20 protein-coding genes and 1 pseudogene are annotated in these 20,902 nt (G+C 70.8%); 11 read left to right on the forward strand and 10 right to left on the reverse strand.

All coding sequences use genetic code 11. The annotated features are described in order from the left end of the window. A partial coding sequence (locus VKT83_05170; protein ID HLY21842.1) for an ABC transporter permease occupies positions 1 to 128 on the forward strand: 128 nt, incomplete at its 5' end. Beyond that, positions 125 to 1,057, forward strand: a complete 933-nt coding sequence (locus VKT83_05175) for an ABC transporter permease (protein ID HLY21843.1) — start codon at positions 125 to 127, stop codon at positions 1,055 to 1,057. The genes VKT83_05170 and VKT83_05175, both read left to right, overlap by 4 nt. A gap of 6 nt (positions 1,058 to 1,063) precedes the next feature. On the opposite strand, the gene VKT83_05180 is transcribed toward VKT83_05175, so the two are convergent. Next, the gene (locus tag VKT83_05180; protein ID HLY21844.1) at positions 1,064 to 4,240 is read right to left on the reverse strand and encodes an MASE1 domain-containing protein; all 3,177 of its coding nucleotides are present in this window, start codon (positions 4,238 to 4,240) and stop codon (positions 1,064 to 1,066) included. Here VKT83_05180 and VKT83_05185 point away from each other — a divergent pair. Further along, positions 4,229 to 5,167, forward strand: a complete 939-nt coding sequence (locus VKT83_05185) for an acetamidase/formamidase family protein (GenBank protein HLY21845.1) — start codon at positions 4,229 to 4,231, stop codon at positions 5,165 to 5,167. The genes VKT83_05180 and VKT83_05185 overlap by 12 nt on opposite strands. Here VKT83_05185 and VKT83_05190 read toward each other — a convergent pair. Continuing rightward, positions 5,151 to 5,847: pseudogene (locus VKT83_05190) on the reverse strand (SDR family oxidoreductase). The gene VKT83_05185 and the pseudogene VKT83_05190 overlap by 17 nt on opposite strands. 101 nt (positions 5,848 to 5,948) lie before the next feature. Here VKT83_05190 and VKT83_05195 point away from each other — a divergent pair. Continuing rightward, complete coding sequence (locus VKT83_05195; protein HLY21846.1) at positions 5,949 to 6,428, forward strand: nuclear transport factor 2 family protein; 480 nt, start codon at positions 5,949 to 5,951, stop codon at positions 6,426 to 6,428. On the opposite strand, the gene VKT83_05200 is transcribed toward VKT83_05195, so the two are convergent. Beyond that, a complete protein-coding gene (locus VKT83_05200; protein HLY21847.1) occupies positions 6,425 to 7,339 on the reverse strand; it encodes a LysR family transcriptional regulator in 915 nt (304 codons plus the stop codon). The two genes, VKT83_05195 and VKT83_05200, sit on opposite strands and share 4 nt — an antisense overlap. A gap of 99 nt (positions 7,340 to 7,438) precedes the next feature. On the opposite strand from VKT83_05200, the gene VKT83_05205 reads away from it, so the two are divergent. Beyond that, a complete protein-coding gene (locus tag VKT83_05205; protein HLY21848.1) occupies positions 7,439 to 7,744 on the forward strand; it encodes a hypothetical protein in 306 nt (101 codons plus the stop codon). Here the strand turns inward: VKT83_05205 and VKT83_05210 are convergent. The 3 genes from VKT83_05210 to VKT83_05220 form a co-directional block, all read right to left on the reverse strand. After that, on the reverse strand, positions 7,741 to 7,866 hold the full coding sequence (locus VKT83_05210; protein HLY21849.1) for a hypothetical protein: 126 nt from the start codon (positions 7,864 to 7,866) through the stop codon (positions 7,741 to 7,743). The genes VKT83_05205 and VKT83_05210 overlap by 4 nt on opposite strands. Before the next feature lie 10 nt (positions 7,867 to 7,876). Then, positions 7,877 to 9,076: a cystathionine beta-lyase gene (gene metC / locus VKT83_05215; GenBank protein ID HLY21850.1), complete on the reverse strand. Its 1,200-nt coding sequence runs from the start codon at positions 9,074 to 9,076 to the stop codon at positions 7,877 to 7,879. 65 nt (positions 9,077 to 9,141) lie between these two features. Then, positions 9,142 to 9,492 carry an OsmC family protein gene (locus tag VKT83_05220; GenBank protein ID HLY21851.1) on the reverse strand — a complete coding sequence of 117 codons (351 nt, stop codon included), beginning with the start codon at positions 9,490 to 9,492 and terminating at the stop codon, positions 9,142 to 9,144. Positions 9,493 to 9,604: 112 nt separating this feature from the next. Here VKT83_05220 and cax point away from each other — a divergent pair, with 112 nt between their 5' ends. From cax to VKT83_05240, 4 genes are read left to right on the forward strand one after another with little or no spacing between them, the layout of a single operon-like run. Next, a complete protein-coding gene (gene cax / locus VKT83_05225) occupies positions 9,605 to 10,693 on the forward strand; it encodes a calcium/proton exchanger (protein ID HLY21852.1) in 1,089 nt (362 codons plus the stop codon). A gap of 45 nt (positions 10,694 to 10,738) precedes the next feature. Beyond that, on the forward strand, positions 10,739 to 11,038 hold the full coding sequence (locus VKT83_05230; GenBank protein ID HLY21853.1) for a hypothetical protein: 300 nt from the start codon (positions 10,739 to 10,741) through the stop codon (positions 11,036 to 11,038). Between the two features lie 40 nt (positions 11,039 to 11,078). Continuing rightward, positions 11,079 to 12,392: an aminotransferase class III-fold pyridoxal phosphate-dependent enzyme gene (locus VKT83_05235; GenBank protein HLY21854.1), complete on the forward strand. Its 1,314-nt coding sequence runs from the start codon at positions 11,079 to 11,081 to the stop codon at positions 12,390 to 12,392. A 6-nt stretch (positions 12,393 to 12,398) separates the two neighbouring features. Next, positions 12,399 to 14,234, forward strand: coding sequence for a gamma-glutamyltransferase family protein (locus tag VKT83_05240; protein HLY21855.1), 1,836 nt, complete (start codon positions 12,399 to 12,401; stop codon positions 14,232 to 14,234). A gap of 47 nt (positions 14,235 to 14,281) precedes the next feature. Here the strand turns inward: VKT83_05240 and VKT83_05245 are convergent, their stop codons facing one another. The 4 genes from VKT83_05245 to VKT83_05260 all read right to left on the reverse strand — a co-directional run bounded on the left by VKT83_05245 (position 14,282) and on the right by VKT83_05260 (position 18,782). Continuing rightward, complete coding sequence (locus VKT83_05245; GenBank protein ID HLY21856.1) at positions 14,282 to 15,802, reverse strand: ATP-binding cassette domain-containing protein; 1,521 nt, start codon at positions 15,800 to 15,802, stop codon at positions 14,282 to 14,284. Further along, entirely contained in the window at positions 15,795 to 16,685 is an 891-nt protein-coding gene (locus VKT83_05250) for a branched-chain amino acid ABC transporter permease (GenBank protein HLY21857.1), read from the reverse strand. Before VKT83_05250 ends, VKT83_05245 begins: the two co-directional genes overlap by 8 nt. A gap of 9 nt (positions 16,686 to 16,694) precedes the next feature. Then, the gene (locus tag VKT83_05255; GenBank protein HLY21858.1) at positions 16,695 to 17,585 is read right to left on the reverse strand and encodes a branched-chain amino acid ABC transporter permease; all 891 of its coding nucleotides are present in this window, start codon (positions 17,583 to 17,585) and stop codon (positions 16,695 to 16,697) included. A 63-nt stretch (positions 17,586 to 17,648) separates the two neighbouring features. After that, entirely contained in the window at positions 17,649 to 18,782 is a 1,134-nt protein-coding gene (locus tag VKT83_05260) for an ABC transporter substrate-binding protein (GenBank protein ID HLY21859.1), read from the reverse strand. Positions 18,783 to 18,914: 132 nt separating this feature from the next. Here VKT83_05260 and VKT83_05265 point away from each other — a divergent pair, with 132 nt between their 5' ends. Together VKT83_05265 and VKT83_05270 are read left to right on the forward strand one after the other, a co-directional pair. After that, positions 18,915 to 19,817 carry a GAF domain-containing protein gene (locus tag VKT83_05265; GenBank protein HLY21860.1) on the forward strand — a complete coding sequence of 301 codons (903 nt, stop codon included), beginning with the start codon at positions 18,915 to 18,917 and terminating at the stop codon, positions 19,815 to 19,817. Between the two features lie 40 nt (positions 19,818 to 19,857). Then, positions 19,858 to 20,757 carry a TIGR03619 family F420-dependent LLM class oxidoreductase gene (locus tag VKT83_05270; protein ID HLY21861.1) on the forward strand — a complete coding sequence of 300 codons (900 nt, stop codon included), beginning with the start codon at positions 19,858 to 19,860 and terminating at the stop codon, positions 20,755 to 20,757. Positions 20,758 to 20,902 lie beyond the last annotated feature (145 nt).

The raw sequence follows: 20,902 nt of genomic DNA on the forward strand, positions 1-20,902 counted from the left end.
ACAACCGGGACTATCCCGTGGTGCAGTCCGCGGTGTTCATCGCGGCGGTGCTATTCGTCGCGATCAACTTCGCGCTGGACATGCTGTACGGCGTTCTCGACCCGCGCATCCGCGAGGCGTCCGGGTGAGCCGCACCGCCGCGGTATCCGCCGTGCCGCCCCGCGAAGAACCGGCCGCCGCCGGGCGCGGCGGTCCCGCGTGGAGCGGCGCGCGTCCGCGGCGCCGGCCGCGGATCCCCTGGGGCGTGCGGTTGGCGGCGGCGTTCATCGGCGGGTTGATCGTGGTGGCGGCGGCGGCGCCGCTCGTCGCGCCGCACAACCCCGAGCGCGGCTCCCTCCGCGCGCGCCTGACGGCGCCCACGCTCCGGGCGGTGGACGGCCGGGCGCATCTCCTCGGCACCGACCACCTCGGGCGCGACGTGCTCTCCCGGGTCATCTTCGGCGCGCGCGTGTCCCTCGCGGTGGGTTTCGCGGCGGTCGCGATCGGCGGTGCGGTCGGCGGCGCGCTGGGTCTGCTGGCCGGCTACCACGGAGGCTGGTTCGACGAGGTCGTCATGACGGTGGCCGACGCGCAGCTGGCGTTCCCGTTCATCCTGCTGGCGATCGGCATCATCGCCGTGCTCGGGCCGTCGTTCCGGAATCTGATCATCGTGGTCGGCCTGTCGGGATGGGTCACCTACGCCCGCGTGCTCCGCGCTCAGGTGCGCGCGGTCCGCCGCCGAGAGTTTGTGGACGCGATCACAGCGCTCGGAGGGTCCGCGCCGCGGATCCTGCTGCGCCACATCCTGCCAAACGTCGCCTCGACGCTCATGGTCATCGCCACCCTGGAACTGGCGAGGGCGATCGTGCTCGAGGCGACGCTGTCGTTCCTCGGCCTCGGCGTTCAGCCGCCGACGCCGTCCTGGGGCGTGATGGTCCAGGAGGGACTCGAATATCTGGACAGCGCCTGGTGGATCGCGGTCTGGCCGGGGCTGGTGCTGATGCTGACCTCGATCGTCGTGAGCCGTACGGGGGACTGGCTGCGCGACGTGCTCGATCCTACGCTGCGGGGGACGTAGGCGGCCCTAGCTGCGCGCCTCGCTCAGGGCGGCGCGCGCGTCCGCCACCGTGGCGAACGCCTGGAACTGCCGGGTCAGGCCGGCGATCGCGAGGATGCGCTCGAGCGGCGAGCCGGCCGGCACGACCAGCGCGAGCGACCGCCGGCGCGTCGAGAGGTCCTGGCCGAACGCGAACAGCTCGCGAATCGTCAGGCTGTCGATGTAGCCGGCGTCCTCGAACGAGACGATCACCACCGGGGAGTCGGCGCGCGCGGCTTCGGCCAGCGTCCCGCGGACGGCCTCGACGCAGGTGGCATCGAGATCGCCGAAAGCCTCGACGACCACCGTTCCATCCTGGCGGGACAGACGCGCGCCGGCCGGACCAAATGGCGGCCGGGCCGGAGATTGTGTCGTGACAATCCGGTTTGCGCGGGCGCCGCCGTCAATGTGCGCGGCGACAGGCGGCTTCACGTGCCCGGCCGCCGGCGCGGGACCTCCTGCCGGCCGCACCGCTCCGTCCGGACGCGACAGGCGCATGACGACGGTCACGGTCGTCCCGTCCGGAGCCTGCCGGACCTCCACGGAGTCGGCCAGCTCCTCGATCAGCCGGAGCCCATGGCCGCCGCCGTCCGGCGCGTGCGCCGGCCGCCAGGCGCCGGTATCGATGATGCTCACGCGCACGGCGCCGTCGTCGCGGACGCCCCGCACCCGAACCGCGCCTCCCGGCGCGCGGTACGCGTGCTCGATCGCGTTGTTGACCGCTTCGCCGACTGCGACGGTCAACGCCGCCGCGCGCTTCTCGTCGAGCGCCGCCACGCGCGCCAGCCGGCGCACGGTCTGCCGGATGACCGCCGCGCTCGCCGGTTCCGCGGGAAGGGTGAGGTCGAACCGGTCGAGGGGCTCCGGGTCGATCCCCAGCGCGACGATCGCGACGTCGTCCGAGGCGCCCTGGTCGCCGAGCACGTCCCGGAGGATGGCGCGCGCGGGGTCTCCCGACGGCGCCGCGAGTTCGCGCCGCGCCGCGTTCATGAGGGCATCCTGCCCGGCGGCCAGGTCGCGCTGCTGCTCGATGAGCCCGTCCGTATACAGCACGAGGAGCGCGCCCGCGGGCAGGGTGAGGGTCCATGACGGCGCCTGCGGCCCGGAGACGCAGCCGAGCGGCACGCCGGCCGTCGGCAGCGCGACGGGGTCGGCGCCCGGCACGGCCAGGATGGGCGCGGGATGGCCGGCCGTCGCGTAGGAGAGCGTGGATGAGACGGGATCCAGGACCGTGACGATCGCCGTCGCCATCGCGGCGCCGCCGTGCGCCAGCGCGAGGGCCTGGCTCGCCTGTTCGAGCACCGCGGCCGGCTGCTCGTGCTGCAGCGCGGCCGTCCTGATCGTCTGGCGGAGTTCACCCATGACGACCGCGGCCGCGAGCCCGCGCCCGGCGACGTCCCCCACCGAGACGACGATCTTGCCCGTCGGCAGCCGGAAAACGTCGTACCAGTCGCCGCCGACGTTCGACTCGCGCGCGCCCGGCTGGTAGACGGTGTGAATCGTGAAGCCCGGCACCTGCGGGATGGCGACCGGAAGCAGCGCTCGCTGGAACGTCTCGGCGGCATGATGCTCGCGCTCGTACAGGCGCGCCCGCTCCACCGCCTGCGCGCATTGGTGTCCGAGCGTCCGCATGAACGCGGCCTCGTCGGGTCCGAACCGGCGCAGCACGCCGAAGTTTACGTACAGGACGCCGATCGCGCTGCCGTGGGTGATAAGCGGCACCGCGGCGCGCGCGCCGTCCCGGATGGCCGCCGGCAGCTCCTCACGCTGCGGATAGAGTTTGTCCAAATCCGCCTCGGTCTCGAGTGAGACGACGTGTCCGGTGCGCAGGCACTCCGCGATGCCGCCGAACTGAGCGGGGGAAAACCGCCGCCACCGCCCGGTGAGCTCCGCGGGATACCCTTCGGCGTGGATCAACTCGAGCATCTTGCCGTCCTCGGCGAGCAGCGAGACCGCCGCGGCGCGCGCGCCCAGCGCCTCGACGGTCTGCGCGACGATCACCGCCGCGACGTCGCGCGGGGTCACCGCTTCCGAGAGCGCGGCCGTGACCGCGGCGAGGCGCGTGGCCTGTTCGACGGCCCGCTCCGCAGTCCGGCGGGCGTCTTCCTCCGCGCGCATCCGCCGGCGCAGTTCGTTCGCGGCGGCGGCCCGGTCTTCGACGATCCGGGCGACCGTCAAGACGATGATCGCCATCATCGCCATGAACAGCGACAAGTACAGCAGCGAGACGTTGGGCTGCGCGGCGGCGACGGCGAAGGGCCCCAGCTCGTGGAGCGTGCCGGCGACGGCGACCGCGGCCACGAGCGCAACGACGGTCGTCGCGTCCCGGGCGCCGAAGCGGAACGCCGCCCAGATCAGGAACGGCACGATCGCGAAACCAAATGGATAGCGGCTGCCGAACACCGCGGCGCTGACGCCGAGCAGGCCCGCGAGGAAGATCAACCGCTCCGCCGCGCCGCGGGCCGTCCAGCCGAGGCGCGGGGCGGCGGCCCACAACAGTACCAGCGGGGTGACCACGAGGGCCCCCGCGGCATCGCCCAACCACCACGTCAGCCAGACGGGCATGTACATCCGCCAGGGCGCGAATCCGGCCAGGGCCAGCGACGTCACGCCGATCGTCGCGCTGAGGGCGGTGCTGAGCAGGGCGGCGGTGAGGGCGAAGCGGACGATGTCCTCGAGACGATCGAAGGCGCGGCGGCCGCCGGCGTACCGGTTCACCAGCCAGGCCGCGGCGACGGCTTCGAGCGTGTTCCCCGCGGCGATGCCGAGTGAGGTCCAGACGGTGCCCGCGGTCGTCAGGTTGGCCGCGAACGCCCCGAGAAAGATGCCCGGCCACGCGCGCGGGCCCCGCAGCAGCAGCACCGCGATGGCGATGCCGGTCGGCGGCCACACCGGTGTCGCGCTCGGGTGGAGAAAGGCGAGGCGGAGACCGGCTTTGGCGGTGAGAAAGTATATGCCGGCGAGGATCACGGCTTCCGCGAGCCGCGCCGTCACGCGTCGATTCCGTTCCATCGGTGCCGTGCGCATCAAAATCGAACCTGCATTCGCCCGCCGCGCGGGACTTCCTTCGGCCGCGGCTCCGCCCGGCCGGACGCCCTCGACGGCGCGGCGGACGCTGAAGGGTTCGCACCCGCGCTCTTGAAGCCCGCTGCCGTGACCGTCCACGCCGTTCCTCCCGATCGGGTCCACCACTCCTGGGACGTCCGCCACGCTCCCACGTGCACCGTGGAGAGCGGCGATACGATCGTCGTGCGCACCCGGGACGTCAGCGACAACCAGATCACGCCGGCGTCCGCGGCGGCCGACCTCGGACGGCGGGATTCCAAGCGCTCGTATCCGCTCGCGGGACCGGTGTACGTGAAGGGCGCCGCCCCGGGTGATACCCTCGCCGTCGAAATTCTGGACCTCCGCACCGAAGGGTGGGGATGGACGGCGTTCTTCCCCGGCCGCGGGCTCCTGGCGGAGGATTTCCAAGAGCCGTACCTTCGCATCTTCGATCTCACCCGCGGTGACGTTGCCCTCATGCGTGAGGACATCGCGATTCCGATCGAGCCGTTCTTCGGCACGATGGGCGTCTGCCCGGCCGGCGCGCGGGAGCAGCCTGTGATGCCGCCCGGGACGTTCGGCGGCAACATGGACGTCCGCCAGCTGACCGCGGGCGCCACCCTGTACCTGCCGGTACAGGTGGACGGCGGGCTGTTCAGCTGCGGGGACGCGCACGCGGCGCAGGGCGACGGAGAAGTTTGCATCACCGGCATCGAAGCGCCGATGTACGGGACGCTGCGCCTCACGGTGCAAAAGGGACGCCGCCTTCCGGCGCCGCAGTTCGCCGTGCCGGGGCCGCTCGTTCCGCGCCTCAATGCCGGCGGGTGGTACGGCACGACCGGCGTGGGCTCCGATCTCTACCGCGCGGCCCAGGACGCCGTCCGCGCCGTGATCGCCCACCTCTCGAGCGCGTACGGGCTCTCCCGGGAGGACGCCTACGTCCTTGCCAGCCTCTGCGTCGACTTGAAGATTTCGGAGATCGTCGACGCCGGGCAGTACATCGTGAGCGCGCTGCTGCCGCTCGGGGTGTTCAGACCGACCGCGTAAGGCCGCCGTCCACGCGCAGGTTCTGGCCGGTGATGTAGCCGGCGTCGTCGCTCAACAGAAACGCCACCGTGCGCGCGATCTCGGCGAGCGCGCCCGGGCGGCCCATCGGGATCCGGCGGACGGTCTCGGCGTCTACCGGGTAGCTCTCGACGAAACCCGGCAGGACGTTGTTCATGCGAATGCCGTGCGTACTCGTCGGCGTACATCTTCGTGAAGCCGGCGAGCGCCGCGCGCAGCGCCGACGAGACGGGAAACGCCGTGCTCGGCTCGAAGGCGGAGAAGGTCGAGACGTTCACGACGCTGCCGCCGCCCTGGCGCAGAAACACCGGCGTGACGAGCCGTACCATTCGGACGACGTTGAGCAGCAGGAGGTCCACGCCGGCGAGCCAGTCGGCGTCGGTGAGCTCGAGCAGCCGGCCGCGCGGGGGATGTCCCGTCGAATTGACGACCGCGTCGACCCGTCCAAAGCGCTGGAGCGCCGCGTCGACCACCCGGGCGAGATCGGCCGGATGCGTGACCGAGCCGGCCACCCCAAGGGCGCCGTGCGTGCGCACCGCGGCGGGGGCGCCGGACGGCGAGAGCACGGCGAGCCGGTAACCGCGACCCGCGAGTTCGGCGGCGACGGCGGCGCCGATGCCGCGCCCGGCTGCGGTGACGATGGCCGCGCGCTCGACAGTCATGCGATCTACTACGGCACGAGGTACCGTGGACCTTTGAGCGGAGTGTTCTATTAAGTGTTTTATTTTATTGGTAGAAGAAACGCGACGCGACGGGGGCTGTGATGACCGTGGACGATAGACGCATACCGGAGCCGCTGCGGGCGGCGATCGAACAGCTGCACGCGGCGATCGGCCGCGCGGCGGACGGTGATCCGCGCGCGATCCAGGCGCTCTACTCTCGTTCCGACGACGTGACGGCGTTCTACGGCTGGGGTGGATACGAGCGCGGCTGGGAAGCCGTGCGGGAACGGTGGAACTGGGCGGCGGCGCAGTTCGGCGGCGGCACCGTCGCCTATCAGAACCTCACGACCGTGGCGACCGCGGAGATGGCCTACACGACCGACGTCGAGACCTTTCGCGTGCGCCTCGCCGGCCGACAGGCGGCCGGCAACCATGAAATTGAAGCCGGCGCCGACGGTCCGGTGGAGTGGTCGAACCGCGTGACGCACATTTTTCGGCTGGAGGACGGCGCGTGGCGGCTCGTGCACCGTCACGCCAACCGGTTGGAAGCGCGCCGCCGGCCGGCGGGCGGCCCGCGTTAGCCGCGGTACGCGGCCTGTACGTGGTGGCGAAACGTACGGGCGACGTCGCTGAGGGCGCCCTGCCGGCGGTAGACCAGGTCGACGTACCGCGCGAGCGGGCGCGCGTCGCCGATCGGCACCGCGGCGAGCGTCCTCTGGCGCAGCTCGCGCCGGATCGCGAGGTGGGGCAGGAGCGCGATGCCGATGCCCTTTTCGACCATCTTCTTGGCCGCTTCGATCCCCTCGAGCTCAAGTACGACGTTCGGCAGGAGACCGCTGCGGCGAAAGAACCCCGTGATCAGGATCCAGTCGCTGCTGCCCTTGTCGAAGAGGATCAGCGGCTCGCGGACGACCTCGGACAGCGACACCTGCCGCCGGCGGACGAAGCGATGGGACGGCGGCACCGTCAGCATGATCTCGTCCCGGCCGAGCCGCACGGTGTGGACGGCCGGATGCGCCAGCCCGCGGGCTAAGCCGATCTCCGCTTCCTGCTCGAGCACCATGCGCAACACGTCGCGGGAGTGGCCGGCCCGGATCGAGACGCGCGCCGCCGGGTGCTCCGCTCGGAAGCCTTTGATGATGTCGGGCAGCATGTACGTACTGACGGACAGCGCCGCGGCGACGGTGAGGAGGCCGCCCTCCGCGGCATGCGTCGCCTCCAGCGCGGCCCGGCCTTCCGCGACCGTGTGCAGCAGCCGCTCCGCGAAGGGGAGGAAGACCCCGCCGGCGCGGGTCAGCCGCACGCCGCGGCCGTGGCGCTCGAAGAGCCGCTGCCCCAGCGTCCGCTCCAGCCCCTGGATCCGCGTGCTCACGGACGGCTGGGTGAGGAACAACACCGCAGCCGCTTTCGCGAAGCTGCCGTGCGAGGTGACGGCCACGAAGGTCTCGACCTGCGGCAGGTCGAGAAGCGATAGATCATGCCTATGGGGCATATAGTTAACATTATGTTTCCCTATGGGTCGTTCCTGTCGATAATGATCGTACGAATCGTACCAAACGATGATCGTACGGAAACGACGGGAGGGATCGGAGTGCCTCAACGGTCGATGCAGGCGAAGCTTCGCGTGGTGTGGACCTCGGGCGTCGCGGACCCCGCGGACGTCGCATCGGAGTGGGCCGCCGCCCTCGAAGACGGCAACGTGGTGCCCGCCGCCGGCGTGACGGCGATCCGGCCCGAACCCGGACCCGAGCGGACCGCCACGCTGCTTATGCTGGTTCAAGGCGCCGCCACGCCGAACGAGGGGCTCGCCCTCGCGTCGCGGCGGGCCGCCCGCGTGCTCGGCGGCGATCCCCGTGTCTCCGAGATCCGCGCCGTCGCCGCCTGGCCGGTGCCCTAGTTTCCGCCCGATTCGCTGGACTCGTGGGCGGGGGGCGGAGGCGCGTCCGTCGGCTGATACTGGACCGGGCCGAACGCGCTGCCGACCAGCCAGAGCAGGAACCAGGCGACGAAGATTCCCACGGCAGCCCCCTCAGCCGGTCTTTGCCGGCCGCCAGTCGGCCGGCGCGGCGGCGAGCCGCCGCAGTCCGGCTTCCAGATCCGCGATCAGATCGTCGGTGGCTTCCAACCCCACGTGCAGCCGCACGAGCGTGCCCCGCTCGGACCACGGCCGGACCGTGCGGTTGTTCGCCAACTGCGCGGGCACGATCAGACTCTCGAACCCGCCGAAGCTCGCCCCGATCTTGAACAGCGCAAGGCCCTCGAGCATCGCGGCGACGGCGTCCTTCGATTCCGTGCGCAGCAGGACCGCGAAGAGGCTCGAGGAGCCGATGAAGTCACGCCGCCACAGCGCGTGACCGGGGTGATCCGGCAGCGCGGGGTGTAGCACGCGCGCCACCTCGGGCAGGCCGGCCAGCCAGCGCGCCACCGTGAGCGCCGATTCCTCGTGCCGCTTCATGCGCACGTGGAGCGTCCGCATGCCCCGCAGCGTCTCGTAGCACAGGTCGGGCGCGACGCAGTCCCCGAACTCGTCGATGCCGTCCTTGAGGCGGCGGAAGAGCGCCTCCGTCCGGGCGGTGATCACGCCCATCATGAGGTCGGAGTGCCCGGCGAGGTACTTCGTGGCCGCCTGGATCTCGACGTCCACGCCGTGATCGAATGCGCGGAAATGGAGCGGCGTGCCCCAGGTGTTGTCGAAGAACACCGTCGCGCCGCTCGCGTGGGCGGCGGCGGCAATCGCGGGGACATCCTGGATTTCGAACGTGTGCGAGCCCGGCGACTCGGTATAGACGATCTTCGTGTTCGGCCGGATCAACCCGGCGATTTCCGCCCCGATCGCGGGATCGTAGAAGGTGGTGTCGACGCCGAACCGTGCGAGCACCCCCGTGCAGAAGTTGCGCGTGGGCCCGTACGTGCTGTCCGGCACCAGGATGTGATCCCCCCGGCGGAGGAACGCCGCCAGCGCCTGTGTGATCGCGGACAGCCCGGACGAGGTCACGAGCGACCGGGCGCCGCCCGACAACTCGGCGAGGGCTTCGCGCAGCGCGAATGTAATAGGCGTGCCGTAGATGCCGTAGGACGACGTATCGCCGTACTTGCGCTCGGTGCGCCGCTCGAACGCCTCCACCGTCGGGTAGAGAATCGTCGAGGCGCGGTGGATCGGCGGGTTCACCGTGCCCGCGTGCTGCTCGGGGTCGCGGCCCGCATGGACCAGCCTCGTCTCGTGTTTCATCGGGACTCCTGCACCGTGACGTTGACGATCACTTCGGTCGCGACCGCGACCGTGCGGTAGAGTGGTCAGCGGGCCCTCCAGACGTCCACCAGCCGGTCCGCGTCGGCGCGACCGGCCCCGCGGAGCTCGAAGCGCACCTCGATCCGGCTGAATTTCGTGGGGTCCGCGCGGTCCTGAACGCCGGTGATCGTGGCGCTCAGGCCGGCGAGCGGGATGTTGTTGGTCGCGGCATAATTTTCGATCAACGTGACGCCGCAGGATGAAATCCCGGCGAGAAACGACTCGGTGTTGCTGAGCGCCTCGGGTTTCGTGGACGAGTCGAGCACGAAGTGGTGGGTTCTCGCGCTGTTGAGCGCGCGGCCGGGCTGTCCGATCGACGCGCTGCGGACGGTCGTCGCGACCGTGCCGTCGGGCATGTGGGGAGCCTCCGGGTGGAAACGTCGTCGGGGACTCTTCGCGGGTCCGGCCGCCGTGCTCCTGCCGGGCCCGCTCCGCGTAGGGCAGGCGATCGCGGTCAGACCGCGAAACGTGCCCACCGTGCACCGCCGCATCCCCGCTCCGTTCCGGCAACTCAGTCTCCGGTGGCTGCTGATCCTCGTGCCGCTGTCGATCGCCGCCGCGGCGCCGGGCCGCTGGCCGCTCGCGACGTTTCTGCTGGCCGGGGGGGCGCTGCTGCCGCTCTCCGAGCTGATCGGGAGCGCCACCCAGCAGATCGGATTGCACGCCGGGCCGCGGGTGGGCGGTCTGCTCAACGCGACGTTCGCCAACGTCACGGAGTTCATCCTGGCGATCGTGCTGGTGGTGCACGGCGAGACCGCGGTCGTCAAGACGGCGCTCACCGGATCGATTCTCGGCAACCTGCTGCTCGTGCTGGGGCTGGCGCTTCTGGCCGGCGGCATGCGCCACCGCATGCAGCGGTACAGCGCCGCGGCCGCGGGGGTGCACGCGACCTCGCTGACCCTGGCCGTGATAGGGCTGCTCATGCCGGCGCTGTTCTTCCTCACCGCGGGCCGGCCGACCGCGTACCAGGGCGAGGCCGTCAGCGTCGCGGTGGCCGCGGTGCTGATCGTGCTCTACGGCGCCGCCCTCGTCTTCACACACCGGACGCACGAGCACTTGTTCCAGACGCCGGCGTCCGGGGAGCGTCCGGAGTGTTCGCGGGCGTGGGCGATCGGCGTACTGGCCGCGGCCTCGGTCGTGGTGGCCGTCGAGTCGCAACTCCTCGTGACCACGCTCGAGCCGGCGATCGGCGTGCTGGGATTCTCGAAGTTCTTCACAGGACTTGTCCTGGTGCCGCTATTCGGAAACGCCGTCGAGCACAGCGCGGCGGTGCGCTTTGCCCTGCGCGACCAACTCGACGTCACGCTCGAGATCGCGATCGGCTCCTCGACGCAGGTCGCGCTGTTCGTCGCCCCGGCCCTCGTGTTCATCTCGCTCGCGGCGGACCATCCGATGGACTTCATCTTCACGACGTTCGAAGTCGCGGCGGTCGGATTGGCCGTGTTGATCGTCACGTTCATCTCGCACGACGGCCGCAGCAACTGGCTGGAAGGAGCGCAGTTGCTGGCGGCGTATGCCATCATGGCGGCTTCGGCGTTCTTCGTGACCTCGTCATGACCGCGTCACGGGCGATCACCCCAGAGTTTTGAAAGGAGGCTTGGCATGAGAACGATGCTTCGCGTAACCATAGACGTACACGCTGGGAACCGTGCCATTCAGGAGAACAGGATGCAAGAAATCATGCCGAAGATGATGGAGCAACTCAAGCCGGAGGCCGCGTATTTTACCACCGACCACGGCGTGCGCACCGCGTACTTCTTCTTCGACATGAAGGATTCATCGCAGATGCCGGCCATCGGCGGGCCGTTTTACCAGGAACTCAACGCGACGGTGGAGATGATCCCCTGCATGAACGCGGACGACCTTCGCAAAGGCCTCGGCGAACTCCAGAAGCGGCGTTGAGCGGCGGGTTGCGCCTGTACAGACCAGTGCGGAGGCACTCATGACACCGACGACAGGAACATCCAGCGCAAGCCGGCAGGCGGATCTGCTCGACCGCGCCGGCCGCTATCTCGCGGGCGGCGGGCTCGGCCTATTCGTGCTGCCGCCGGAGGTCAACCTCGTCATCGCCGAGGGCCGCGGCAGCCACATCACGGACATCGGCGGCCGGGATTTCATCGACTACCATCTCGGCTCCGGCCCCGCGCTGCTCGGCCACGCCCACCCGGAGATCGTCGACGCGGTGCAGCGCCAGGTCGCCAAGGGCTCGACCTACTACTTCCTGAACGAGCCGGTGATCCGGCTCGCCGAGCGGCTGGTTGACGCGATCCCGTGCGCCGACCAGGTACACTTCGTGGGCTCGGGGACCGAGGCCACCTTCTTCGCGCTGCGCGTCGCGCGCGCCGCGGCCGGCCGGCCGAAGATCCTGAAGTTCGAGGGCGGCTGGCACGGCATGAACGACTACGCGCTGTGGGGGACGACCCCGTCGCATCCGAGCGCGTACCCGAACGCGGAGCCGGATTCGCTCGGGATCCCCGAGGCGCTGCGCGGTCAGATCCTCGTCGCGCCGTTCAACGAGGCCGAACGTGCCGTCGAGATTATCGAGCGCCACGCGGCCGAGCTCGGGGCCGTGATCGTGGAGCCGCTGCAGCGGGTGCTCCTGCCGGTGCCGGGGTTCCTCGAGACGCTGCGCGAGGTGACGCGGCGGCACGGCATCGTGCTCATCTTCGACGAGATCGTGACGGGGTTCCGGATCGCGTGGGGGGGCGCGCAGGAGAAGTACGGCGTCGTGCCCGACCTCGCGACGTACGGCAAGGCGATGTCCGGCGGCTTTCCGATGGCCGCCATCGCCGGCCGCAGCGACATCATGGCGCACTTCGACGCGCGGAGGACCGAGCGGTCGCGCCTGGTGTGGGCGAGCGGCACCCTCAACGGCAATCCGGTGAGCTCGACCGCGGGCCTCGTCGCCCTCGACGTGCTCGGCCGGCCCGGAGCCTACGAGCACTTTCACCGCATCGGCGGACGGCTCCGCCGCGAGATCGAGGCGATCGGCCGGCGCCACGGCTTCTCGGCGCAGACGCCCGGCGAGGACGCGGTGTTCGGCGTGCGCTTTACGGACCGCCGGCCGCTACGGACCTGGGCCGACCTGCTGACCTCCGACAAGGACCTCCATCTGCGGTGGTCGATCGAGATGATCAAGCGCGGCATTCTCGTCAACCCGAACGAGAAGTTCTACCTCTCGCTCGCGCACACGGACGCCGACGTGGACCGCACGCTCGCGGCGTGCGACGACGCGTTCGCGGCCATCCGGAAGTAGCGCGCCGTGAGCCCGCGCGACCCGGCCGCCGTTCCCCCTCGTCCGGACGGGGCGGCGGGCACCGACCCCGCGTACAGCGACTGGGCGTTTAATTGGGCCTCGACCCGCCCGGTGATCCGCGGGCGGTCGTTCATGGTGGCGTGCGGCCACTACCTCGCGTGCGTGGCCGGGCTGCGCATGTACTCGCTCGGGGGCAACGCGTTCGACGCCGGCGCGGCGATGGTGTTCGCGCAATCGGTGCTGGAGTACCAGAGCTACGGCTTCGGCGGCGAGGTGCCGATCCTGATTCACGCCGCCGGGGACGGGCAGGTCGCGGCGGTGAACGGGAACACGCGGGCGCCGGCCGCGGCGACGATCGAGTGGTTTCGCGCGCGCGGCCTGACGCTGATCCCGGGCGACGGCTTTCTGCCGGCGGGCGTCTGCGCCGTGCCGGACGCGCTCATCACCGTGCTCGACCGCTACGGACGCCTCACGTTGGAGCAGGTGTTCGGTCCGGCGATCGAACTCGCGGCGAACGGGTTTCCGATGTACGAGGGGATGCGGCGGGCGCTCGTGCAGCACGAGGCGCGGCTGCGCGAGTGGCCGGGCTCGGCGGCGCTCTTCCTGCCTGGCGGCCGGATTCCCGAGCTCGGCGACACCTGGAAGAATCCGGATCTCGCCCGGACCTTCGAGCGGCTGATCGAGGCGGAGCGCGGCGCCCGGTCGCGGGGCCGGCACGAGGCGCTGCGCGCGGCCCGGGACTGCTTCTACCGCGGGGCGATCGCGCGAGAGATCGTCGCGTACCAGCGGGACACGAAGGTGCGTGACGCCACGGGCACCGTGTCGGCCGGGCTGCTCAGCGAGGAGGACTTCGCCTCGTTCGAGACACAGATCGAGGAGCCGCCGCACGTGCGGTTCCGCGGGCACGATGTCTACAAGTGCGGGCCGTGGTCGCAGGGTCCGGTGTTCTTACAGCAGATCATGCTGCTCGACGGCTTCGATCTCGCCGGGCTGGGCCACAACACGGTCGATTACGTCCACACGGTCACGGAGGCCGCCAAGCTGGCCTTCGCGGACCGCGAGCGCTACTACGGGGATCCCGAGTTCGTGCGGGTGCCGATGCGCGGCCTCTTGTCGGCCGAGTACGCGGCGTCCCGCCGCGGGCTCATCGACCCCCGGCGCGCGTCGCTCGAGCTCCGGCCGGGCGACCCGTATCCCTTCGAAGGCGCCGCGGCGCCGGCGGAGACCGCCGCCGTCGAGGCGCGCGGGTGGGAGGGCGGGACCACCGGCACCCGCGCGGTCGACGCGGAAGGGAACATGTTCTCGGCGACGCCGAGCGGCGGCTGGTTCCGCAGCTCCCCCGCCATTCCCGGGCTCGGGTTCAGCCTCGGCACGCGGTGCCAGATGTTCTGGCTGCACGATCCGCGCCACCCCGGCGCGCTCGTGCCGCGGAAGCGTCCGCGGACGACGCTGTCGCCGACGCTCGTGATGAAAGACGGGCGGCCGCGCATGGTGTTCGGCACGCCCGGCGGGGATCAACAGGACCAGTGGACGCTGCAGGTCTTCCTCAATATGACGGTGTTCGGCATGGACGTCCAGGACGCGATCGACGCGCCGTCCTTCCACAGCGTGCACTTCCCGGGGTCGTTCTACCCGCGCAAGGCGCGGCCGGGGGAGATGCTCGTGGAGGGCCGGCTGCCGGCCGCGGTCGTAGACGGCCTGCGGGAGCGCGGCCACAAGGTAACCGTGGCTCCCGACTGGAGCCTCAATTATACGACGGCCATCCTCTACGATCCGGCGCGGGGCCTCATGGAAGGCGGCGCGAGCTCGCGCGGCGAGCGCTGCTACGCGCTCGGCTGGTAGCGTCAGCCGAAGCCGCTCGAACGGCCTGAACAGCTCGGCGACTCGTCTTACCCGAGGTACGCGCGCCGGACGGCCTCGTCCCCGAGCAGGCGGTCGGCACGGTCGGCTCGGACGACCCGGCCGGTCTCCAGCACGTAGCCCTGATCCGCGGTCTCGAGCGCCAATTGGGCGTTCTGCTCCACGAGGAGGATCGGGGTGCCCTCGGCGTTGACCTCCCGGATGATCCCGAAGATCCGCGCCACGATCCGCGGCGCCAGCCCGAGCGACGGCTCGTCCAACATGAGAAGCGTCGGGCGCGCCATCAGGCCCCGCGCGATCGCGAGCATCTGCTGCTCGCCGCCGGAGAGGGTGCCGGCGATCTGCATCCGCCGCTCGCCGAGCTCGGGAAAGCCCGTGAGCAGGGCGGCGAGATCCTGCTCGACGGCGGCGCCGCGCCGCCCCGCGAAACCGCGATCCCGGCGCGCGAACGCCCCGGCGCGGAGATTGTCGAGCACGGTCATCCGTGCGAGGACCTGCCGTCCCTCCGGTACGTGCGCCACGCCGAGCCCGACGATCCGGTCCGGCCGCGCGCCGTCGACGCGCGTCCCGCGCAGCCGGATCGTGCCGCCCCTCGGCCGGACCAGCCCGGAGATGGTGCGCAGCAGGGTCGTCTTGCCGGCGCCGTTCGCGCCGATCAGCGTGACGATCTGCCCGGCACCCACCTCCAGCGAGACGCCGTGCAGCACGTCGCCCGCGGCGTAACCGGCGGTCACGCGCTCCACGGCCAGCACGGGGGCGCCGGGGGAGGGCCCGCGCGCTTCCCGCAGCCGCTCGGTCTGCGTCCCGAGATACGCCTCGATGACGCCGGGATCGCGCCGGACCTCGTCCGGGGCGCCGTCCGCGATCGTGCGGCCGAAGTTCAGCACGACGATCCGGTTGCAGACGCCCATCACCAATTTCATATCGTGCTCGATGAGAAGCACGGTCATGCCGCGCTCGTCGCGCAGCCGGCGGATCAGCGTCATGAGCGCCTGGGTTTCGGCGGTGTTCATGCCCGCCGCGGGCTCGTCGAGCAGCAGGAGGCGCGGCTGCGTCGCCAACGCCCGGGCGATCTCGAGCCGCCGCTGGTCCCCGTAGGCAAGCGATCGGGCCGGCACCGCGGCACGGTCCGCCAGGCCGACGAGCGCCAGCAGCTCCCGGGCGCGCGTGCGGGTCTCGCGCTCTTCCGCGCGGTACCGTGGGGTGGCGAAGACGGCATCGGCGAGCGTGGCCGTGGTGCGAACGTGCTGCCCGACCACGACGTTCTCCGCGGCCGCCATGTCGCGGAACAGCCGGATGTTTTGAAACGTCCGCGCGACGCCGGCGGCCGTGACGCGGTCGGGACTCCACCGCGTGATGTCGGCACCGCGAAACCGCACCCGCCCCGCCGTCGGCGCGAGGAATCCCGTCACGAGGTTGAAGAGCGTCGTCTTGCCGGCGCCGTTCGGCCCGATCAGCCCGACGATCTCGCCTTCGCGCACCGTAAACGAGACGCCGTCCACGGCGCGCAGCCCTCCGAACGTCCGCGACAGGCCCGAGACCTCAAGCACGGCGCCGCCACCGCAGCAGCGGGCCGAGCCGCCCCGCGAAGACGGGACCGAGCCGCCCCGCGAAGACGGGGTCGAGCACCCCGTTCGGCAGATACGTGGTCACGAGGACGAGGATCGCGCCGTCGAGGAGCAGCCGGTATTCTTTCAGGAACCGGAGCGCCTCCGGCAGCACCGTCAGCGCCATGCCGCCCAGGATCGGCCCGATGAAGGTGCCGGTGCCCCCGAACACCGCGTACGTGAGGATCGTCACAGCCTCGCCGAAGGACGCCTGCGCGGGGTTGATCAGATACGTGAAGTGGACCGCGAGCCCTCCGGCCAAGCCGGCGATGAAGCCGGCGATCGAAAACGCCAGGACCTTGTACGCGGTCACTCGGATGCCCATCGCCTGCGCCGCGGCCTCGTCTTCCCGGATCGCGGCGAGGGCGCGGCCGGTGCGGGACCGTTCCAGCCGGTAGAAGAAGAACGCGGCCACGGCGAGCGCGCCGTAGACGTGCGGAAACGAGACGAGCGGGGCGATCCCGACCAACCCGAGGGCGCCGCCGGTGATCGTCAGGTTGAGCGCCGCCACGCGGACGACCTCGCCGAAGGCGAGGGTCGCGATGGCGAGGTAGATGCCCCGGAGCCGAAGACACGGGATCCCGATCAGCACCGCCACCACGGTCGCCAGCGCCGCCCCGGCCAGCAGCGCCGGCCAGAGCGCGGCGTGATAGGTCTTCGTCAGGATCGCGGCCGTGTAGCCGCCGATCGTCGCGAGCGCCGCGTTCCCGAGCGAGAGCTGGCCCGCCATGAGCGTGACGTAGATGGACAGGGCGAGCAGCGCCGCGACCCCGGCGAACAGCACGAGGGTGCTGTAGGCGGCGTAGAGGTCGGCGACGGCGTTCATGCGGCCGGCCTAGGCCTCGCGGCTGCGCTGCTGGCCGAGCAGCCCGGTCGGCCGGAGGACCAGCACCAGGAACAGCAGACCGAACGCCACCGCGTCGCGGTAGCTGCTGTTGAGATACTGCACGATCAGCACCTCGCCGATCCCCATGGCCAGGCCGCCGAGGACCGCGCCGGTGATGTCGCCCATGCCGCCGAGAATGATGGCGGCCAGTCCCTTGAGGCCGTAGGTGTTGCCCATGAACGGCGAGACGCTGCCCTGGAAGAGCATGCCGACGAGGACCCCCGCGATGCCGCCGAGCGCGGAACTGAGGAAGAACGTGAACGCGACGACGCGGTCGAACGGCATTCCGAGCAGGGCGGCCGTCTGCGGGTTCTCGGCCACGGCCCGGATTGCGAGCCCCAGCCGGGTGCGGACGAGCAAGAGGCGCAGACCGATCATGAGCGCGACAACCGTCGCCAGCACCACCCCCTGCAGCAGACTGACGGTGACCGGGCCCGCGGTGAAGAACCGGAGCGGCACGGTCCCCGGCGGATAGCTCAGCGGTTCGGTGCCCCACACGATCTGCGCCAGGTTGACGAGGATGAGCGCGATCCCGATCGAGGTGATGAGCGACGACAGCCGGCTCGCGCCCCGGAGGCGCAGCGGCCGGAACGCGACGGCGTCGAGAAGGACCCCGAGCAGCCCCGCGCCGGCGCAGGCCCCGGCGACCGCCAGGGCGAGACCCACCTTGGCGTCCACGAGCAGCGTGTACGCGAGCAGCGCGCCGACGGCCAGCACCGCGGGGTGCGCGAGGTTGATGATCTCGAGCACGCCAAAGACGAGCGTGAAGCCGAGGGCGAAGAGGGCGTAGACGGAGCCGAGCGAGATCCCGTTGACGAGCTGTTGAAGAAAGACGGCCATGAAGGCCCGCGGCCGGGGGCGGCGCGCGGGCGCGCCCGCCCCCGGCCCGGCGTTTACCTCACGCTATTTGACGTCGAGCTCGACGAACCGCCCGCCCCGTACCACCGCGACGTACGTCCGCGGCTGGATCACGTCGCGGTCGGCGGCGATGCTGATCCGGCCGAGCGGTGTCTCGATGTTCTTGATCGTGTAGAGGGCCTGCTCGATTTTGCTCCGCTGCGTGCGCACGGGTTCGGCGCCCGTGAGCCCGGCGCGGCGGATCGCTTCCGCGACGACCTGCGCCCCGGTGTACGCCTGGGCGGCGAACTGGTTTGGTTCACGCTTGTACTCGTCACGGTAGGCGCCGTAGAACTTGAGGTTGACCGCGGACGGCGCGCTCGGGACCCACGCCGTGCCGACGATCAGTCCTTCCGCGGCCGGGCCGGCCCGCGTGATGATGTTCGTGTCGTTGAAGCCGTTCCCGCCGATGAAGGGCACCGTGATGCCGAGGTTGCGCCCCTGGATCAGCAGCAGCGTGCCCTCGCGCGCGAGCGCGCTGACCACGATCGCTTGCGGGTTCGCGGCCTTCGCCTTGGTAAGCTGCGCGGAAAAATCGCTGTCGCCGCGCGAGAACGTAATCGTGTCCGCGATCGCGACGCCGTTCTTCTGCAGCTCCTCGGCGAACGTCCGGTAGCCCGAGATCGTAAAGTCGTCGGCGTTGTCGTACAGGACGACGACCTTGGACAGGTTGAGGACCTTCTTTGCGACGGCGATCGACTTCGGAATCTGCACGGCCTCCGGAGCCGACACCCGGAAGACGGTCGCGCCGATCTGCGGGATGCCCTTGGCCGTATTGCTGACGCCGACAACCGGCACGCCCGCCTGGACGGCCAGCGGATCGGCCGCAAACGCCTGGGCGCTCAGCACCGGGCCGAGGATCGCCGCGACCTGATCCCGCTGAATCAGCTTCTGGAAGACGTTGATCGCGCCGTCGCGCCCGGCGCCGGTGTCCTCGAGGATCGGGTCGATGCGCACCTGGCCCATCGCGTTGATCTGCTTGAAGGCGAGCTGGAAGCCGTTGCGGATCGGATCGCCGTACGCGGCGATGTCGCCGGTCACCCCCACCGCCAAGCCGATCTTGACCGGCCGGACCGGCGCCGCCCACGCCGCCGAGACCGCCAGCGGCAGGAGCAGGGCCAGAAGCCAGAGTTTTTTCATGCGTCAAGCACCCCCCGTTTGGGCTGCGAAACGTCTCAGTTTACGCGATCCGGCGCACTTTTCCCTGGCAAAGTGCATGGAGATTCGGCGCAAGGTTTGACCCGCCGCGCGTTGCGGGGATGACTCGACTGTATGAAGCTGGTCTTGCCATCAAGGCAGAGGCGAAATCGCGGCCGGCGCGATTCCGCCGGCGCGCTCGCGTTTCTCTCACATCTTGCCGGCGAGTTCTCCATCGTGCTCAATCTTCAAGACCTGCTCGCGCACGTGATCCGCACCTGCCGGGTGGAATTGGGCTTCGACTCGTGCTCGCTTGCCCTCGTCGATGAGGACGACCAGGACGCGCTGCGGATCCAGGCGGCGTCCGGGCTCCGCACCACCTATATCGATCTCAAGATTCCGGCCGGGCGGGGCCTCCACGGCGAAGTGGTGAGGACGGGCCAGCCGCTGCTGGTGCCGGACATGGCCGCCGATTCCCGCGTGTTCCAGCTGCAGCCCGGGATCCGGTCGGGGATCTACGCGCCGCTGATCGTCCGCAATCGCGTCGTGGGCGTGCTGAGCGCGCTGCGGTCGGCAAAGGACGCGTTTACCCACGCCGAGCTGGATCTGCTCACGGTGGTGGCGGGCTATGTGGCCGGCGCCGTCGAGGTGGCACGGCTGCACGAGCGGCTGAAGGAGCAGGCCCTCAACTCGAGCTATCAGCTCGCGGAAGCCCTGGATCTCGCGAGCGTGGCGATGATCATTGCGAGCTTGGAGGACGGCGCCATTCTTCGCTGGAACCGCGCCGCCGCGGACGTCTATGGATACACGCAGGAAGAAGCGGTCGGGCGGCCGCTCGCCCTGCTCGAGTCTCTCGATCAGCGGGGCGCGCTGGACGAGGTGCTCGCGGCGCTGAGACGGGGAGAGTCCGCGCGCTCGATCGACGTGGTGCACATAGGAAAGGAAGGGCAGCGCCGGCGGGTCGCCCTGACCGCGCATCCCATGCGGAACGCGGCCGGGAAGGTACGGTGGGCGCTCCTCGACGTAATGGCGTACTGATCGGGACACGGCCTGATCGAGGGCCGGTTGGGGGGACGACATGGCGGTGGACGTCGGCGTAACGCTGCCCACCCAGGGTCCGCTGGCCACGGCGGAGGCCGTCGCGACGATCGCGCGGCACGCGGAATCGGCCGGCTTTCGATCGTTGTGGGTGACCGATCACATCGCGATCCCGACCCGCTCCGCCAGCCGCTACCCGTACAGCGCGGACGGCGGCCTGCCGTGGGACCCCTCGATTCCTTACCTCGACGCGCTGACGGCGCTGGCCTGGGTGGCGGCGCTGACGCGCACCGTGCGGATCGGGACCTCGGTGCTCGTCCTGCCGATGCGCCACCCGCTGCCCGTTGCGAAGGCAGTGGCGACCCTCGACTACCTCTCCGGCGGCCGGGCCGTACTGGCCGTCGGCGCCGGCTGGTTCGAGGAAGAGTTCGCGCTGCTCGACCAGCCGTTCCGCGACCGGGGCCGCCGGCTCGACGATGCCGTGCGGCTCCTCAAGGCGTGCTGGGGCCCGGATCCGGTACGGTACCGCGGGGAATTCTACGATCTGCCGGCGTTCGCGATGGCGCCCAAGCCGCCGCAGGGCAGCCGGCTTCCGGTGTTGGCCGGCGGCGAGGGCGAGGTGGCGCTGCGCCGTGTCGCCGCGGTATGCGACGGCTGGCAGCCGCTCGGGCTCGACCCGGACGAGTATCGCGAGCGGGCCGGCCGTCTCGAGACGTACGCGGCGCGCCGCGGCCGTTCCATGAACGACCTCTGGCTCCAGGCGCGCATCGCGCGCGGCGTCCCGATCACCCGCGCCCTCGCGGCGCGGTACGCCGCCGCGGGCGCGCGCACGCTCATCGTGGACCCGGCCTACCGCACGATGACGCTCGACGCGGCGCGGGCCTTTCTCGACGAGGTCGCGCGCGAACTCGAGGTTGCGCCCGCCGTCCCCGGCTGTTAGGATAGGGCGCGTGAACCGCGTCACGAGACCATCCACGCAAACCCCGCTGTACTGCATCTGTCCTCCGCGGAGGTAGCACGCCTCCGCTTCCGGCGTTCCACGCAGTTCCATAGCACGGCCAATCGAGTCTGACGTTCATCGCCGC

It is taken from the genome of bacterium (assembly GCA_035308905.1).
Lineage (GTDB): Bacteria > Sysuimicrobiota > Sysuimicrobiia > Sysuimicrobiales > Segetimicrobiaceae > DASSJF01.